This is a genomic window from Streptomyces sp. NPDC022910, assembly GCF_055561075.1.
In genome coordinates this window covers 120729-138088 of record NZ_JBVHHL010000019.1, presented here as the reverse complement: position 1 = coordinate 138088, position 17360 = coordinate 120729, and the positions used below count along the sequence as shown (strand labels likewise).

General features: G+C 69.3%; 11 protein-coding genes. 8 read left to right on the top strand and 3 right to left on the bottom strand.

The window, feature by feature from the left end; genetic code table 11:
* On the bottom strand, positions 1-1045 hold a 1045-nt coding region (locus ACZ3TS_RS20185), incomplete at its 3' end, for an NAD(P)/FAD-dependent oxidoreductase (RefSeq protein WP_467619658.1).
* A gap of 229 nt (positions 1046-1274) precedes the next feature.
* A complete protein-coding gene (locus ACZ3TS_RS20180) occupies positions 1275-2348 on the bottom strand; it encodes an alkene reductase (protein WP_467619656.1) in 1074 nt (357 codons plus the stop codon).
* Positions 2349-2465: 117 nt separating this feature from the next.
* Between ACZ3TS_RS20180 and ACZ3TS_RS20175 the strand changes: the two genes are divergently transcribed.
* From ACZ3TS_RS20175 to ACZ3TS_RS20150, 6 genes are all read left to right on the top strand, one after another.
* Complete coding sequence (locus ACZ3TS_RS20175) at positions 2466-2834, top strand: MerR family transcriptional regulator (RefSeq protein WP_467619653.1); 369 nt, start codon at positions 2466-2468, stop codon at positions 2832-2834.
* 732 nt (positions 2835-3566) lie between these two features.
* On the top strand, positions 3567-6026 hold the full coding sequence (locus ACZ3TS_RS20170) for a carboxypeptidase regulatory-like domain-containing protein (RefSeq protein WP_467619650.1): 2460 nt from the start codon (positions 3567-3569) through the stop codon (positions 6024-6026).
* Complete coding sequence (locus ACZ3TS_RS20165; protein WP_467619648.1) at positions 6023-6322, top strand: hypothetical protein; 300 nt, start codon at positions 6023-6025, stop codon at positions 6320-6322. The genes ACZ3TS_RS20170 and ACZ3TS_RS20165 overlap by 4 nt, the downstream gene beginning before the upstream one ends.
* Positions 6323-6586: 264 nt before the next feature.
* On the top strand, positions 6587-9472 hold the full coding sequence (locus ACZ3TS_RS20160) for a M4 family metallopeptidase (RefSeq protein ID WP_467619645.1): 2886 nt from the start codon (positions 6587-6589) through the stop codon (positions 9470-9472).
* A gap of 322 nt (positions 9473-9794) precedes the next feature.
* Positions 9795-10826, top strand: coding sequence for a helix-turn-helix transcriptional regulator (locus ACZ3TS_RS20155; RefSeq protein ID WP_467619643.1), 1032 nt, complete (start codon positions 9795-9797; stop codon positions 10824-10826).
* A gap of 775 nt (positions 10827-11601) precedes the next feature.
* A complete protein-coding gene (locus ACZ3TS_RS20150; RefSeq protein WP_467619640.1) occupies positions 11602-12705 on the top strand; it encodes a Gfo/Idh/MocA family protein in 1104 nt (367 codons plus the stop codon).
* A 105-nt stretch (positions 12706-12810) separates the two neighbouring features.
* On the opposite strand, the gene ACZ3TS_RS20145 is transcribed toward ACZ3TS_RS20150, so the two are convergent.
* The gene (locus ACZ3TS_RS20145; protein WP_467619638.1) at positions 12811-13668 is read right to left on the bottom strand and encodes an NAD-dependent epimerase/dehydratase family protein; all 858 of its coding nucleotides are present in this window, start codon (positions 13666-13668) and stop codon (positions 12811-12813) included.
* A gap of 690 nt (positions 13669-14358) precedes the next feature.
* Between ACZ3TS_RS20145 and ACZ3TS_RS20140 the strand changes: the two genes are divergently transcribed.
* On the top strand, positions 14359-15585 hold the full coding sequence (locus ACZ3TS_RS20140) for a glycoside hydrolase family 3 N-terminal domain-containing protein (RefSeq protein ID WP_467619636.1): 1227 nt from the start codon (positions 14359-14361) through the stop codon (positions 15583-15585).
* Positions 15586-16258: 673 nt separating this feature from the next.
* Positions 16259-17248, top strand: a complete 990-nt coding sequence (locus ACZ3TS_RS20135) for a helix-turn-helix domain-containing protein (protein WP_467619633.1) — start codon at positions 16259-16261, stop codon at positions 17246-17248.
* The last annotated feature ends 112 nt before the right edge of the window (positions 17249-17360 follow it).

The following is a 17360-nucleotide window of genomic DNA, read 5'->3' as shown; positions in this document are numbered from 1 at the left end:
TTGATGCCGAGGTCGATACCGACTGCCGCGTCGGGGCGGGCGACGCGGCGGATCTCCCGCGCGGCCTCGACCTGGAAGGCGACAAACCAGCGTCCCGACGCCGTCGAACAGGCGCGGCCGCGTCGTCCCCCGCTGCCCACACGTCCGGCACCACGTCCGTCTCCGTACCCACGCGGAGGTCGGCCCGTACGACGAGCAGACCGCGCTCATCGACCGGACGGTCCGTGTGGTTGTGAACGATGGGGTTCGACGCGTTACCGGCAGCCCACACGATCAGGCCCGATTCGAACTCCTTTCCGTTCGAGAGCACGACGTGGCCGTCCTCGGCTGAGATGAGCTGGGTGTTCAGATGCACCTCGGCTCCCCGTCTCTCCAAGGACTTGACCACCCACGCACCAGGTTTGTCACTTACCTCGGGAAGGATCCGGCCGCGCGCTTCCACCAGGTGGAAGTCGAGCTCTTCCGCGTCGAGTTCCGGGTAGTGCTTCAGCAGTGCGGTCGCCAGGGCCAGCAGCTCACCGAAACCCTCCACACCGGAGAATCCGCCACCGACGAAGGTGACCGTGAGGAACTTGCGGCGCTCGGGACCGCGCGGCAGTGTCGCTGCCCGGTCGAACGAGGTCAGCAGCCGGTCACGGATGGCGACGGCCTCCTCGACGTGCTTCAGGCCGAAGGCCTGTTCACTGAGTCCCGGTATGGGGAAGGTGCGGGTGACCGCCCCCGCCGTGACCACGAGAATGTCGCAGTTCAGTTGATAGTCCGGTCCGATCTCCGGCCGGACGGTGACGGTCCGGTCGCTGTTGCGGATCTCCGTCACCGTTCCGGCGATCAGCCGAGTACGGCGCAGATGCCGTCGGAGTGACACGGCGGCGTGCCGTGCCTCCACGGACCCGGCCACGACCTCCGGCAGAAACGGTTGGTACGTCATATACGGACGCGGGCCGACGACGGTGACACGCGCCTCGCCTCGGCGCAGCTTCTTCTCAAGGCCCCACGCAGTGTAGAAGCCCGCGTACCGGCCGCCGACGATCAGGATCTCACGCACGGTGTCGTCTGTTCCTCTCGGTTCCACCCTTACAGACAGGCCAGAACCGCCGGTTGTGACAACCGTTCGTCACCCACCACCCCAGCCGCGGCGCCACCCTCGAACTGCGGGCGTCAGCACACGGATCAGGTGAGGCCGCAGGCCCATCGCTCAGGCGGACGCTGACGGCTGCAAGGGCACCTGCACAGGCGTGAAGTCCGGTCGGGAGCGCGTCGTTCCGCCTGCCCGGTCAGGCGGCGTACTGATACGCCGGGTAGGTCAGGTATCCCGCGTCGCCACCCTGGTAGTACGTGGACTCGTCGGCCGGTGCGATCGGCAGTCCGGTGCGGAGCCGCTCGACCAGGTCCGGGTTGGCGATGAAGGCGCGACCGAAGCTGATCAGATCCGCTCCCAGACCGAGCCAGTGGTCGGCGCCGGCCCGGTCGGCCTGCTTCGGTCCCATGGGGAGCACCGGATTCACGATCATGGTGCCCGACCATGCGTGGCGCAGTGCGACCAGCACCTCCTCCTCGGCTGTGGCCTCGAGGTGGACGTAGGCCAGTTCGAAGCGGGCCAGTTCGGCCAGCAGCGCGGTGTACAGCTCCGGCACCTCGGTCTCCTCGACGCCCCAGAACGTGCCGGCCGGGGAGAGCCTGATCCCGGTGCGGGCCGCGCCCACGGCGTCCACCGTGGCGGCGACCGCCTCGACGGCGAAACGGATGCGGTTGGCCACTGAACCGCCGTAGCGGTCGGTGCGCAGATTCGCGTTGGACGACAGGAACTGCGAGATCAGATAACCGTTGGCACCGTGAAGTTCCACACCGTCGAATCCGGCGTCGACGGCCCGCCGGGCGGCCCCGGCGTAGGTACGGGCCTGCTCGGGCACCTCGGAGGTCTCCAGGGCTCGGGGAACCGGAGCGGGCTGCGGCCCGGTTGGGGTGAAGACGTCGCCGACGGCGGCGACAGCGGACGGTCCGACCGGCTGCATGCCGGTGGTGGACGGGTGCGAGACCCGGCCACCGTGCATGATCTGGGCGAAGATGCGTCCGCCGTTGGCGTGCACGGCGTCGGTGACCGGGCGCCAGGCTGCCACCTGCTCGGCGGTGTGCAGGCCCGGCGTGCCCGGGTTGGACTGCCCGGCCACACTCGGCTGCACCCCCTCGCTGACGATCAGGCCGGCGGTTGCGCGCTGGGCGTAGTAGACCGCCATCGACGGGGTCGCGAGGCCCCCGGCCGCGGCCCGCACACGGGTCATCGGAGCCATCACCACCCGGTTGGGCAGCCGCAGTTCACCGAGGCGGTGGGGGTCGAACAGCGTGGTCATGCCGGAACTCCTTCTTGTTGGTCCGGAGGCCTCCGTACGGCGGCCCGGCAAGTACGCTAAAACCTGACACCGATGTGAGAGGCAAGTCGCGTGTCCCAGGTCACAACAGGAGGACAGGTGCGAATCGGGGAGCTCTCGGCGCGGACCGGCGTCAGCGTCCGTTCGCTGCGCTACTACGAGGAACAGGCGCTGATCACCAGCACTCGCAGCGTCGGCGGCCAGCGGCACTACACGGACGGTGAGGTCGAGCGGGTCGCCTTCATCCAGCGCTTGTACGCTGCCGGTCTTTCCAGCCGCACCATCCTCGAACTGCTGCCCTGCGTCGACTCGCCCAGCGACGAGAACTCCGACGCCGCGATGAAGCGGATGGGGCAGGAACGCGAACGGCTCTCCGCCCATATCGAGGACCTGCTCCGAACCCGCGATGCGCTCGACGCCCTGATGGCCGCGGCCCAGGCCCACCGCGATGCCCGCCCGGCAGCCTGAACGAGTGGCGTACAGCCATCGCCGCAACACCCGTCGATGACCTAATTTCAGGAGTCATCCGTCCGACCAAAAATGCCCGGGTGAAGGGCGTGGTGGAACAACAGAGGAGCGCTTTCATTCTGGTATCCCCCAGCCTGATCCGGCAAGCGGGAACTGCACGGCATTTTGTGATGCTGCACAAGTGGGAAGCCGGCCGGCAGCTCGGTCGATGAGAACCCTTCAGGTGCCCAGTGGTGTGTTCGGGTGTGCCGTGTAGGAACGACCGTCGTACGGGGCACGACCGGTGGGATTGCCGCGGAGTCGGGGCCCCGAGGCCCGAATTCACCGCAACGCACCTCTGCGGATCCGTCTCGCGAGAGTCCCGAGGCGACATATACCCGCAACAAGCCGGGAGTTGACAGGTCGCCCATCGCATCGGCTAATTGGTCGTCCGCACTTCATGTGCATTCGCTTTCCTTCGGCCCCGCTTTCAGGGCCCCTCATGATTGGTGAATCGTGCCGATATCCACTCATGCGAGAGGCGCGTCGTCGGCCCTTCGCATCATCAGTCGCGGCGCAGCGGTTCTCGGTGTCGCGGCGTTGGCGCTACTGGGCGTCCAGCCGCTTGCGTACGCCGCGCCGCCCCCCGTCGCGCCGTCCCCGACCAGGCCGGTCCAGGACACATCCGACGCCGAGCCCGACTTGGCACCCGTCTGCGGCACCCCGGCCAAGGGGCACGCCTCGTGCTACGCCATGCGCACGACGGACCAGCCGACCAAGTTGCGGCTGAGCGCGTCCGAGGTTCCGGCCGGGCTGGGTCCCCAGGACATTCAGAGTGCCTACCACCTGCCCGCGAACGGTGGCGCCGGCCAGACCGTCGCGATTGTCGACGCCTACGACAACCCCAACGCCGAAGCAGACTTGGCCGTCTACCGCAGCCAGTACGGCCTACCGCCCTGCACCACCGCCAACGGCTGCTTCAAGAAGGTGGACCAGCGCGGCGGCACCAACTACCCGCGGTCCAGCGACGACTGGGTGGGCGAGATCGCCCTCGACCTCGACATGGTCTCCGCGGCGGCGCCCGGGGCCAACATCCTCCTGGTGGAAACCGACAACGACGATCTGAGCAATCTCGCCGCCGGTGTGGACCAGGCTGTGGCACTCGGCGCCAAGTACGTCTCGAACTCCTACGGCAGGACAGGCGACTTCCCGACCGATCTGGCCACCTACGGGTCCTCCTACGACCACCCCGGCGTCGCCGTGGTCGCCGCGAGCGGCGACAACAAGTACGGCGTCTCCTTCCCGTCGACCCTGCCGTTCGTCACCTCGGTCGGCGGCACCACCCTCACAGCCGACCCGGCCGGCGTCCGCGGCTGGTCGGAGACCGTCTGGGCCAGGGACTTCTACGGGCCGGGCTCCGGCTGCGCCCAAAACCAGTCGAAACCCGCCTTTCAGAAGGACACCGGCTGCACGGGACGAAGTGTCGCGGACGTCTCCGCAGTGGCTGACAACGTTGCCGTCTACCTGACCTACGGCTCACAGGGCAAGGGCTGGCAACGGTACGGCGGCACCAGCGCCGCGACGCCAGTGATCGCCTCCATCTACGCGCTGGCGGGTCCTCCACGCCCCGGCACCTACCCCGACTCCTATCCCTACGCAGCGGGTGGCGCCGGTCTCAACGACATCACCACCGGGTCCAACGGAAGCTGCTCCGCCGCGTATCTGTGCAACGCCAGCACCGGCTACGACGGCCCGACCGGCCTGGGCACCCCCGCGGGCCTCGCCGCTTTCCGCAGCGGACCGCACGGCACACTTTCCGGTACCGTGAAAGACGCGGTCACCGGCAAGCCCGTCGCCCACGCGACCGTGGGATCGGGACTGGACATCGCCACGACCGACACGGAAGGGGCGTACACGCTGGACCTTCCGGCCGGCTCGGTCAAGGACCTTACGGTGAGGGCCTTCGGTTACACGACGACCACGCCGGTCACGCTCGACATCGCGGACGGCCAGGCCCTGACCCGCGACTTCAGGCTCTCCCCGATCCCTCGCGAACGCGTCCGCGGCACCGTCGAAGACGGATCAGGACACGGCTGGCCGCTCTACGCCCGCCTTGCGGTCAGCGGGTCCCCCGAAGCGCCGGTCTGGACCGATCCGGTGACCGGCACATACGAATTGTCTTTGCCGAAGGGTAGCGACTACACCCTCGACGTCACTGCCGACCTGCCCGGTTACGAGCTCCTGACACGGAAGGTGACGGTTCACGACAAGCCGGTCACCGCGGACATCGCCCTCACCGCCGACCCCGACGCGGCCACCGCCGTCGGCTACCGGCTCGAAGCTGCGGACCGCACGGAGACGTTCGACTCCACCACAGCCGCACCCCAGGGCTGGAGCGTGGTGAACGCGGCGGGTACCGACAACGGATGGGAGTTCGACGACCCGATCCAACGCGGCAACGTCACCGGCGGTGATGGCTCCTTCGCCGTCGTCGAGAGCGACAACTGGCCGATCGGACCTCATCAGGACAGCCAGCTGATCAGCCCCGCGTACGACCTGTCCGCCGCTCAGTCGGCGGAACTCACCTTCAAGACCGCGTACGTGTACAACCCCAACCAACAGCACATGACCGTGGACGCCAGCACGGATGACGGCGCCACGTGGGAGAACGTCTGGTCCGGGCCCAAGGTCAGCGACTCCGAGCAGCGCCTGACCGTGCGCGCACCGCTGCGGCAGTACGCAGGACACAAGTCCGTACGGCTGCGCTTCCACTTCGTCGCGAACTGGGGATATTACTGGTCGCTCGACGACGTGAACGTCCAGACCCGTGTCCTCGTGCCGACGCCCGGCGGTCTGACCGTCGGCACCGTACGGGACGCCAGCAGCGGCGCCGGCGTGGTCGGTGCCGCCGTCAGCGACACCACGGACCCGGCCGAATCCACCGTCACCACGGCCACTCCGGACGACCCGGCCGTCGGGGACGGGTTCTACACCTTGTTCTCGATGAATCCGGGCACTCACACCCTCCGTGTCACGGCGCCCGGTTACGCCGCCTTGACCCGGAAGACGACGGTGCATCCCGATCGGACCAGCCACAAGGATCTCGCTCTCAAGGCCGGGCGTGTGACCGTCGCACCAGGCAGCGTCAGTGCCACGGTCACCCAGGGCGGGCGCACCACTGCGCGGCTGGTACTCGCCAACACAGGCACGTGACCGCGACCGTCCGACTCACCCAGCCGACCGGAACCGACTGGCTCAAGCCCGGCGTCTCACAGCTCACGCTGAAGCCCGGACATCCGACGACCGTGACCATCACCCTGGACTCGTCATCCACGGGTGAGGGAGGGGCGGGCGATTACAGCACCCGGCTCGACCTCGCGGCAGACACGCCCTACCCCGCGATATCGGTTCCAGTGACCCTGCACGTCGAGGGCCGCCGCCAGGGTCCGTCACCGCAGAAATCCTCCCCGGAGCGGGAACCACACGAGTATGACCGCCGCCTCACATGAGGTGGCGGTCTTCTCACTCCGGGTGGCGATGCCGCGCAAGTCCGTGGGCCCCGTTGAAACCCCGACGCAGCGCAAGGACGCGGCTGTCGGAGGCCGTGTGCTTCGCACCTGCGCAACTGCGCGTACTCCCCCAGGACTTCCCCTTGTCATTTTGTGCGTGAGGCAGCGAAGGTGCAGGGCGAGCCGCGGGCGCGATGGTGCGCCGCACGTCTGATCTCCCACTACCGGGCCCGGGCCGCGCCGGGCCGTCGGAGGCGCTTGTACATGTCATCACGCATACCGCGTCGGCCCGTTCGCAGACCGGGCCGCGCCGGTCTGGCCGCCCTGCTCGCTGTCACGGCCGCCCTGGGCGTCACCGGCTTGACCTCTCCCGCTCAGGCGGCCGGTCCGGCGGTTGCGGGCGGGGACTCCGCGAGTCCGGGGACCGAGACTCCCGCCTTGGTGGACGGGCTGGCGGACGCGGTGGACGCGTCCGTGCCGGCCGCGACCGCGGCCCGGAGCCATCTGGCGGGTCACAAGGACCGCTACCGCATTCCCTCCCCCGGCAGGGACCTGGTCACCGACACCGTGACCGCGGACGCCGACGGCACCGAGACGGTGCGCCTGGACCAGAAGCTCCGCGGAGTGCCGGTCCTCGGCGCCCAGTACATGGTGCGCATGACCCACAAGAACGGCAAGCGGACCGTCACCGGCACCTCCGGCTCCTACTTCACCGCCCTCGACGTAGACACCGACAAGGCGACTTTGCCCGTCGGCACCGCCGTGGACAACGCGGTGCAGCACGTGCGGGACGGGCTGGCCAAGGGGGGCTACCGCCCCAGCCACAAGAGGAGCGGGGCGGATGTCCTGTCGGGCATCGACCGCGGGCTGACGATCCTGCCCACGGGCAAGGGTGTTCTGGCCCGTCATGTCACCGTGCGCGGCTCCGACCCGGCCACCGGCACACCGGTGGTGCAGGAGGTGTACGTCGACGCCGCCACCGGGGTCGCGCTGTTCGAGTCCGGCGGGTTGCCGACCTTCATCGCGCCCCGGCAGGCCGCCGACGCCCACCCGAGCGGCACGTCGGCGAAGCCGGGCAAGCCCGGCCAACCCGGGTCCGAGTCGGCGAGCGTCACCGGAAGCGGCACCCTGCTCAACGGCTCCAACGTGCCGCTGTACCTGACGAAGGACGCAACCACCGGCGCGTATCTGCTGCGCGACACCGTGCACATGGCCGACACCAAGCAGCACAACGTCATCCAGACCTGGGACGCCTCCAGCCTGTGGTACCAGGACGTCTCCGGCGTATGGCCGGACGGCGTCGTGCCGTACGCCTCGCCCACCCCGAAGGCCGGCCCGGGGCTGACCGCCTCCGGCGCGGTCGACGCGCACTGGGCGGCCGGGAAGGTGTACGAGTTCTACCGCGACACCTTCAAGCGCAACAGCCTCGACGGCCAGGGCATGGCGATCAACTCCCTGGTCGGCGTGACCGACTACGGCAGCCCGTTCGTCAACGCCTTCTGGGACCACACCAAGATGGTGTACGGCACCGGCGACGACGAATACCGCTCACTGGCGTCCGACCTTGACGTGGTCGGTCACGAGATGACCCACGGCGTGGTCGAGCACACCGCGAACCTCGTCTACTCGGGCCAGTCCGGCGCCATGAACGAGGCGCTGGCCGACTACTTCGGCAACGTCATCGACGTCACCGTCAACCACACCCCGATGAGCGACCCCGAGGCCGGCCTGATCGGCGGCGACCTGTGCCGCACCCGGGCGCCCGAGGAGTGTGCCTTCCGCGACCTCAACGACGGCCACACCACGAAGAGTTTCCTCGGCCTGCCCCTCGGCTCGGCCTACGACAACAGTGGCGTGCACGTCAACTCCACCATATTCAGCGGCGCGTTGTGGGACATCCGCGAGAGCCTCGGCGGCTCGCTGACCGACCGGATCGTCTACCGGGCACTGACCTCCTACATTGCCCCGCTGGACGGCTTCGACAAGGGCCGGGACGCGGTCATCGCGGCGGCGAAGTCGCTCGGAGTGAACGGCGGCAAGCTGGCCGCTGTGAAGAAGGCGTTCGCAGCCCACGGCGTCGCCCCGGGCTGGGAGAAGGGCCTGGGGCTGGACAGCGAGGTGCTGCTCGGCAGGCTCGGCACCCTGATGCAGTACGTCGGTACAGGCAACACGCCCAGCACCGGCGGCGGCTGGTGGGCCGTTCCCAAGTCCAGCCCCGACAGCACCGCCGCGTACTCCGTGTGGGTCGGCCGCATCGACGGCAAGGGTAAGCCCCGGCAGGTCTCCCCGAATGACGGCCGGGTCCACCTCAGCGCGGTCACCGACGGAAAGCGCGTGGTGTGGGTGGCCGTCGGCGACGTCTCGCCCGACGACCCCTACTCCCACACGTACGACATCCTGTCCGCGCCGGTCGGCGGTGGGGCTCCGACGACGCTGTTCAGCACCACCGACCAGATCAGCGGCCTGAGCGTCGACGGTGACACGGTGGCGTGGTCCAACCGGGACGGGCAGACCGGGCTGCAGCGGGTTTACTACCTGAAGGGCAGCGCCACCACCCCGCAGTTGGTGCCGCTCGGCCGCGACTACAACCAGGCGGTCAGGCCGACAGTGAAGGACGGGCGCATCGCGTACATCCACGACGGTCTGTTCGACGGGGCCTACGGCGTCGTCATCGAGGTCTACGACATCAGGAGTGGCAAGACCACGGTCCTGGGTGCACCCTCCCAGCCGGAGTGGATCAGCGCCCCGGTGGTCACCGCGTCCGGGGTGTACTGGCTCATCGACACCGACTACACCGACGACGACCTGACCACCCTGCGCAGGGCGGCCCTTGACGGCTCCGGCGTCACCGACCTGATCCCGGAGAAGAGCCCGAAGCCGGTCCGCGCCTTCGGTCTCGCCGCCACGGACACGGCGGTCACCCTGACCGTGTACCCCTCGTACTCTCAGGCGTTCGAGGACTACAACGACTCCCTGGCAAAGCTCTACCAGTTCACCCCCAAGGGCGCCCCGCTCGGCCGCGTATCCTGCAGCGTCGGCCAGCAGTCGAGCGCGGCGGCCGACACCGGCAGCCGTGTCCTGTGGATGGACACCACCACGACGGACACCGACCTGGTGACCCGGGACCACCCGGCGGGCACCTGCGTCTGAGCCATTTCCGCCCGACCATGCCCTGGAGGGGCCCGTCCCGGCGTTCACCGGGGCAGGCCCCTTCGGCCTCCGCGAAGGCGGAACCCAGCAAGAAGCAGGCAGGGCCCGGGTCATCACGGGAACCGCTGCGGGCCGTTCGCCCAGGCGTTCGTTCAGCGCTGGTGGCACGGTGCGTGCCCACCTTGACGGTGCACGTCGCCCTCGGCAAGATCCCGCTGTCGCGGATTCGCGCAATGACGCACATGCGCGTTCGCCCCGCGGCCGACAGCGGAGACATACGATCGACGCCGATTCGCACAACAGCACAGGAGTGTCAGGCTGCATGGATGTCACGTCGGACGGCCCGTGGGCGGGAACCGGACTGGACGCGCTCAGCGGCCGGGCCCTGGAGTACCTGGTGAGCCACCCCTCCGCCGATTCCGCCACCGTTGCTGCCGCGGTCGGCACGTCATCGGAAGCGGCCGAGCGGGCGCTGCACGCCCTCGAGGACGTACTTCTCGTCATCCGTATCGCCGACCGGCCCCCGCGGTGGACGGCCGGCCCGCCGCGCTCGACCCTGGGATCCCTGCTGGCCCGCAAGCGCGGCGAACTGGCCCAGGCCGAGCTGTACATGGAGCGGCTCCACGAGATCTACCACTCCGTGTCACGCCCGCAGGCGCCACACCTGGTGGAAGTCCTGGAACACAGTGAAGAGGTCACCGCACGCTATGCGCATCTCCTCAAGGGCAGCACCCGCGAAGTGCTGCACCTGGCCAAGCCGCCGTATGTGACCGGGGCCGCAGGCGACCCGGGCCACGCTGACTCCGCCCAGGCAGCCGTCCAAGAAGGGGTACGGTTGCGGTCGGTCTACGACACCGAGGGCTTCACCGACGCGGTGTCACTGGAGACGGCACTGCGGGGCACCGCTGGAGGCGGTGAATTCCGGCTCAGCTCACGACTCCCCATCAAACTGGTCCTGTTCGACCGGACGGCCGCTCTTTTGCCCCTGCACGGCGACCGACCCCCAGCGGGATCACTCGTGGTCCACTCCCCCGCTCTCGTCGAGGCACTCGCCGCCCTGTTCGAGAACATCTGGGAACACGCGGCGCCGGCGTCACTGGAGAGCCGACAGGACTGGCCCTTCCCCCGCCAGACCCGAGAGACGACGCAGATCGACGAACGGACCCGGGAGATCCTCCGCCTCATGGCGACCGGAATGAAGGACGACGCCATCGCCCGAGTGCTCAATGTCAGCCGCCGCACCGTGCAAAAGCACGTGAGCGAGGCGGGTAGCGCACTCGGGGCCAGAACACGCTTCCAAATCGCACTCCTTGCAGCCGAGCGAGGCTGGCTGCGCCCAGGACCAGTGTCCTGACCCGTCAATTGTGCCCAGAATCGGGCACGGCTGTTGCGTATGGTCGAAAACGGCACTCAACGGCCGTCGTCACTTTCCCGGAACGCGCTCCAGGTCCATGTCCGGTCCGGATGCCGTCTGCCGGACACGAGTCAGAGCACAGGTCACTGGACAAGGCCACGTGTGGCGCGAGCACATTCCCACCGCCGGGAACTGGCCGTCGTCGCGGCCGCGGGCGCCCTCGCCGCCGGCTACCCCGCAGCTCAGGTACTGCTGCGGCTGCGCGGGCGCCGAGCGCCCGACGATGAGGTCCACCCCTCCGCTCTTCGCTTCGCGGGCGCACTCGTCGGCACCCCTTGTGGCTGCTGCCGCTGTGCCACCTCCACCCCACGACCCTCGACTCTGCCGCGACGATCACGTGGGCGGCCGTCGGCTCGCTGGTCAGCTTGAGCCTGTTCGCCTGGGCCTGGCGCGCCACGTCCGCATGCCCGAGGCGGCCAAATCGGCCGACGAGCCCGTCGAGAACGACGAGGAGCTGTTCCTGGCCGCCCGCTTCCTGGAGCACACCGACTTCGCCTAGCGGCCGCTCCAACCGGCCTCACCCGCATCATCCGCGCACTGGGCCCCTCGCAGGCCCCTGTGAACACCGCGCATCCCGAGCCATGACCGCAGGCCAAGGGCGCCTTCAGGTAGCGCCGGCACGTCGTGCCGGCTCTCGGTACCCCCTGCCCTTCCCGCGTGCCCAGAAGGCCGCCGCGTTAGACTCGCCGCCCGGATGCGGGAGGAACACATTCACATGAGCGCAGCACCCATACGTCTCGGCATCGTGGGCAGTGGCTGGCGGGCCGAATTCTTCACCCGCCTGGCCAGGGCGCTGCCCGAACGACTGGCGGTGACCGGCGTCGTGACACGCTCGGCCGTACGCGGTGCGCAGGTGGAGGCCGAGTGGGGGGTGCCCGCCCTCCGAAGGGTCGACGAGCTGTGCCGCACCGAGCCGGAGTTCGTGATCGCGTCGGTGCCCTGGCAGGTTACCCCCCAGGTCGTACGGGAACTCGTCGAGCACGAGGTACCGGTCCTGGCGGAAACACCGCCGGCACCCGACGCCGACGGACTGCGGGAACTGTGGGCCGCCGTGGGCGGCGCGACGCGACCCGGCGGCGGCCAACTCGTCCAGGTCGCCGAGCAGTACACACTGATGCCCGGCCACGCCGCTCGTATCGCGCTCGCACGGGAGGGGACCATCGGCGAGGTCACCTCCGTCCAGGTGTCCTCGACGCACATGTACCACGCGATGTCACTGATCCGGCACACCCTCGGCGTCGGTATGGAGTCCACGACGGTGACGGCCCGAGCCTTCACGGCCCCGCTCGCCGACCCGCTCTCCCCCCGCGGTTGGTCGAACGACCTCACACCCAAGGACACCGTCACCACCCTCGCTTTCCTGGACTTCGGCGGCGCCCGCACAGGCCTGTACGACTTCACGGACAACCAGTGGTGGAATCCGCTGCGCGCCCGCCGGATCGTGGTGCGCGGTTCACTCGGCGAGATCGTGGACGACACGGTGGTACGGATGGCCGATCCGCGCACGCCCGTCGAGTCCCCGTTGATGCGGCGCCGCACCGGCACGGACCTCAACCTGGAAGGGGCGGAAGTGCACCACATTTCCTTCGACGGACGGGTGGTGTGGCGCAACGACTATCTGGGGGCGAGCCTGTCCGAGGACGACCTCGCCGTGGTGGACCTGCTGTGCCGTACCGGCGCATGGGTGCGGGACGCCGGGCCGGAACCCTATCCGCTGGCCGAGGGCTGCCAGGACCATCTGCTCGCGCTGGCGATCGAGGAGTCGGCGCGCACGGGTGCGCCGGTGACGACCGCGGTGGAGGCGTGGGCGACCCGCTGACCCCGTCGGCCCGCACCCCGGTCGGCCGCCGGCTCGTCCACGCCTGGCGCACGCGGCGCGACGGGCCCCGCCCCGGCCTCCCGGCCGGGGCGGTCCCGGACTGCCTCAGTGGTCCACGGTGTCCCGCCACGAGTGCCGCGGCTCGTACCCCAGTACCTCACGGGCCCGCTGCACGCTGAGCAGCGTCTCGTACGTGCCGATTTCCCGGGTCAGGCTCACGTCGGGGAAGACCTCGGCGAGGAGTTCCGCGGAGGGACGATTCATGATCGTGTCGGCCGCGGCGATGACATAGCTGGTCGCGCCCGTGACGGGGGCTGTCAACCCGAGCCGGCACGCCTGCGCCGCATCGCGCGCGTCCACGTAACCCCACAGGTTCCACTTGCGCGCATGCGGGACCGACCAGTACCCGGGCACCAGCGCGTAGTCCTCGACCAGGTGGACGTTGGACAGGCGCAGGGCCACGAAGGGTATGCCCGACCAGCCGGAGATCTGCTCGGCCGCGGTCTCGCCCAGGACCTTGGACAGGGCGTAGGTGGAGGTGGGGTAGGGGTAGTGGTCCTCGTCCACGGGGGCGTAGCGGGGCGGAACATCGAAGGGCAGGCCGAGGGTGGTCTCGCTGGACGCCCACACGACACGGCCCAGTTTGTTGTGCGCGGCGGCGAGGAAGACGTTGTCGTTCATCGCCGTGTTGGTGGTGAGGGTGTGGGCGGCCGGATGGAGGCCAGGGGCTGGGATGTTGGCCAGGTGTACGACGCTTCCGGCTCCGCTCAGGGCGTCCACGGCCTGACCGTAGTCAGTGAGGTCGGCACGCAGCAGCGGCACGCCGAGTCCGCTCGCCCATGCCCGCTCGGCCGGCCCGACCGCAACATCCACGGCCTGCACCTCATACCCGTGCTCCACCAGATCCGCGACCACGACCCGGCCCGTCTTCCCGGTGGCCCCCGTGACAACGACTGTGCTCATGCCCTGCGCTCCCGACTCGAACCTTTGCCCTGCTTGCCGTCCCATCCTCACTCACAGGACCGCACGATGGGAGCGGGGTCCGCTGGTCGGACACCCGGCACGCGGAGAACCGGAAGCCTGCCCCTCAGGATCATCGCCGGCGCGGCGGCGGTCCTGGCCGTCGGCGGCCAACCCAGGCCGCGGGATACAGCACTCGTATGCGTCCAGGTCGTCGTAGACGACGAGCGAGGTCCGCTCGGCGCGCGGGGTGGTGCAACGGTGCCGGCGCGGCAGGCTCGCCCTCCGGCGCAGACATCCGGACAACGCCCGCGCGGCCCCCGGACGGAGCAATCAACTGGCCCGGCACCGCTCCGAAGACCGACTCGCGGCGGCTCGGCGGGCGATCGGGCCGCCGCCTCACTCGACCGGCCCAGCGAACCCTTGAGTAACCCCCACGAAGTACGGCTCTGCACGCCGCCCACGGCTGCCAAGGACCGCCATGGTCATGCTGCTGCCCCACTGCCACCGCCAGGGAAGCCGCCCTGCGCCCAGCCCGTCCAGGCCGTGATCACCACCATCACGAAGAGTCAGGCAAAAGCTCCTTAACGTAGCGTGTGAGGGACACAGTGGACCCAGCTCGCCATGACGGAAGCGGCTGTCAAAGCCGCGCTCCAGGCGGTTCGGGAAGCTTCAAGGGCAGGAGGAAAATCCATGACGGCACATGTCCGGCGGCCCAGGGGCCGCCGCTCGGCAACCCTTCGCACCGCGGCCCCGTTGGTCACCCTGGTACTGGCCGCAGCCGCCTGCGGCGAACCCGTCGCGCACGCAAGCACCGGCGACTCCCGTCTGCCCGCCACCAGCGCAGCCCCTCCGACACCCGCCGCTGTCACTTGCACCGACCGGTACTTCTCCGGCATGACCCCGGCACAACGGGTCGGGCAGCTCTTCATGGGCGGAGTCGCCGCCTCCGGCCCCAACCAGGCCCAGCTGCGCACGCTGCGCGACAACCACGTGGGCTCCATCATGCTGACCGGCCGCAGCAGCGCCGGTGTGACGGCGACCAGAAAGCTGGTCGACGGCATACGCGGCCAAGCAGACCAAGTCGCCGGCCAGCGGGTCGGGTTGCTGGTCGCCACCGACCAGGAAGGGGGTCGGGTGCAGGTGCTCAGCGGCCCGGGCTTCTCGACCATACCCAACGGCCTGACCCAGGGCAGCTGGTCGACCACCACGCTGCGCACGCGGGCCGCCGGCTGGGCCAAACAGCTCAAGGCCGCCGGCCTCAATCTCAACCTGGCCCCGGTCGCCGACGTGGTCCCGGTAAGCCTGGGCACCCGGAACATCCCCATCGGCTCCTACTTCCGGGAGTACGGCCACACCGCCGACACCGTCGCCTCCCACAGCAACGCCTTCGCCGCCGGTTTCGCGCAGTCCGGCGTGATGACCACCCTCAAGCACTTTCCCGGACTGGGCCAGGTCATCGGCAACACCGACACCACCGCCAACGTCGTGGACTCGGTGACGACCGCCAACAGCTCGAGTCTTACGCCCTTCCGGAGCGGGATCCGGGCCGGTTCCCCGTTCGTGATGGTCTCGCTGGCCACCTACACCAAGATCGACTCAAAACACCTGGCGGCTTTCTCCCCGACGGTCATCAACCAACTGCTGCGCACGCAGCTCGGCTTCAAGGGCGTGGTCATCTCCGACGACCTCGGAAACGCCGTCGCGGTGCGGTCCTTCACCCCGGCCCAGCGGGCGGTGAACTTCCTCGCGGCGGGCGGGGACATGATCCTGACGGTACAGCCGAGCACCGTACCGGCCATGGCACAGGCCGTCCGGACCCGCATGCAGCAAGACCCCGCCTTCCAGACCAAAGTCAACACAAGCGTCCGCCGTGTACTCAACGCCAAGCTCAACGCCGGGCTCCTCACCTGCCGCTGAACCACCCCGGCAACACACCGACGCAGACCAGCCGACTGCGCCGACTGCATGCACGAGTGGCTCTGTCGGCTGCATCAGTCACATGGCTCCTGCGCAGAAGGTCTGGATGGGCCGCTCGAGCACGGTGCGGGAGGCGACAGCACCCGTGTCGGGGTGAAGGGGAGTCCGTGTACTCGTCAGCGGCAGGCCCGAGACTCCCCGGGCGTCGATGAAGATCACCGGACGACGCGTCCAACGGCAGGTTCACGCCAATCGCACATGCACGTCCGGCTGGCGCGCCGGTGATCGGTAGACGGAACGCCGCCGCAACGGTGGTAGTGAGCCCCGTCCGGCCAGGCAGGTCTGGGCCAGACGGAGCCCGGGGACCGCTTCCCCCAGAATCCCCGGGCTCCGCCTGGCGGCCCGCGGCCGCCCCGTACCACGATCGTCGTCCGTGGTCTGCGGATCTCATCCTCACCGCCCGGAACTCCGCAGGTCATTGATGGCCAGTGCAGCAACCATTGACGTTCCGCGCACGACATACGGGATTGCTCGTGACCGAACTCGGCACGGGTTCTTGACGCATAACGCGCTTTCCCAGGCCCTTCGCGGTGCAAGACCATGCACGAGGGGCGGAAGCGGCGCCTCGCCGTCCTACTGCGGCGGCTGCCAAGGCTGGGTGGACCAAAAGGTGATGACGCTTCGTAGCCGGGACCTGCCGGCAGCCGAGCGGTTCAGCTGGTTCCGCGAACTGGTGGCCCGTGACATGGCACCCCACGACATCGTCACCGAGCACGCCTCGGATTTTTCCGCCTCGGCGACACTGTTGTCGCTGGGCGACGGAATCGGTGTCTCCAGCGTCACGTTCCCTGCCATGCAGTCGATACGTACGCGACGCCTCATCCGGCGTTCCGACCCCGAACTGTGGGTACTGGCCCTGGTGGTCAGCGGAGCCATGCAGAGGGAGCAGGGCCGCAACCACGTCGATCCGGTCCCCGGTGACCTGGTGCTCTACGACACCTCTCAGCCGTACTGGGCGTCGATCGCCACCGACGACGTGGCCCAGTCCATCGTGCTCCACCTGCCCCGGCACACGGTGCCCGTTCCGGAGCAGGCGCTGCGTGGGCTGGTGGCTACGGCGCTGCCGTCCAGGACCGGCTTCGGTGCCCTGCTGAGCCAGTTGCTCCGCGGGCTCGTCGAGCAGGCGCCGCAGTTGGAGGCCGGTCAGACCCTTCGGCTGACATCTGCCGTGGCTGACCTCACAACCGCGTTCCTGGCGAGCCTGAGCGACGCTGACGGGCCGCAGAGCGAAGCGGCGCGTCGGGTGGCACAACTGCACCAGATCAAGACCTTCATCCGGGCCCGGCTCGGCGAGCCGGGGCTCACCCCCGCGGCCGTCGCCGCGGCCCACCACATCTCGCTGCGGGCCTTGCACTACCTGTTCCAGGAGGACAGCAGGACGGTCGGCGAATTCATCCGTGAGCAACGGCTGGAACGCTGCCGCGCCGACCTCGCTGACCCCCGTCTGGCCGGCCGGAGCGTGGCCTCGATCGCGGCCCACGCCGGTTTCTCCGACCCCGCGGCCTTCAGCCGGACCTTCAAGGCACACTACGGAATGCCCCCGGGAGAGTACCGCCGAAACCACGGAGGGCCGCAGACGTGGAGCGCCGAGCGGCCTGACTGAAAGAGCAGTCGTGCCTGGCTCGAGGTTCGGGTGCCGCGCCACAGCTCGCCGGCGATCTGAACATGCCGGGCCGGGACTGCCGCAGGCGGCAATCATGGCCGGAGCCTCACAG

What these genes read in the sequence shown, in the direction of transcription:
- ACZ3TS_RS20180 (WP_467619656.1), bottom strand. Translation starts at nt 2,348, where the DNA reads ATGACCACGCTGTTCGACCCCCACCGCCTCGGTGAACTGCGGCTGCCC.
- ACZ3TS_RS20170 (WP_467619650.1), top strand. Translation starts at nt 3,567, where the DNA reads ATGCGCACGACGGACCAGCCGACCAAGTTGCGGCTGAGCGCGTCCGAG.
- ACZ3TS_RS20160 (WP_467619645.1), top strand. Translation starts at nt 6,587, where the DNA reads ATGTCATCACGCATACCGCGTCGGCCCGTTCGCAGACCGGGCCGCGCC.
- ACZ3TS_RS20155 (WP_467619643.1), top strand. Translation starts at nt 9,795, where the DNA reads ATGGATGTCACGTCGGACGGCCCGTGGGCGGGAACCGGACTGGACGCG.
- ACZ3TS_RS20150 (WP_467619640.1), top strand. Translation starts at nt 11,602, where the DNA reads ATGAGCGCAGCACCCATACGTCTCGGCATCGTGGGCAGTGGCTGGCGG.
- ACZ3TS_RS20145 (WP_467619638.1), bottom strand. Translation starts at nt 13,668, where the DNA reads ATGAGCACAGTCGTTGTCACGGGGGCCACCGGGAAGACGGGCCGGGTC.
- ACZ3TS_RS20140 (WP_467619636.1), top strand. Translation starts at nt 14,359, where the DNA reads ATGACGGCACATGTCCGGCGGCCCAGGGGCCGCCGCTCGGCAACCCTT.
- ACZ3TS_RS20135 (WP_467619633.1), top strand. Translation starts at nt 16,259, where the DNA reads ATGACGCTTCGTAGCCGGGACCTGCCGGCAGCCGAGCGGTTCAGCTGG.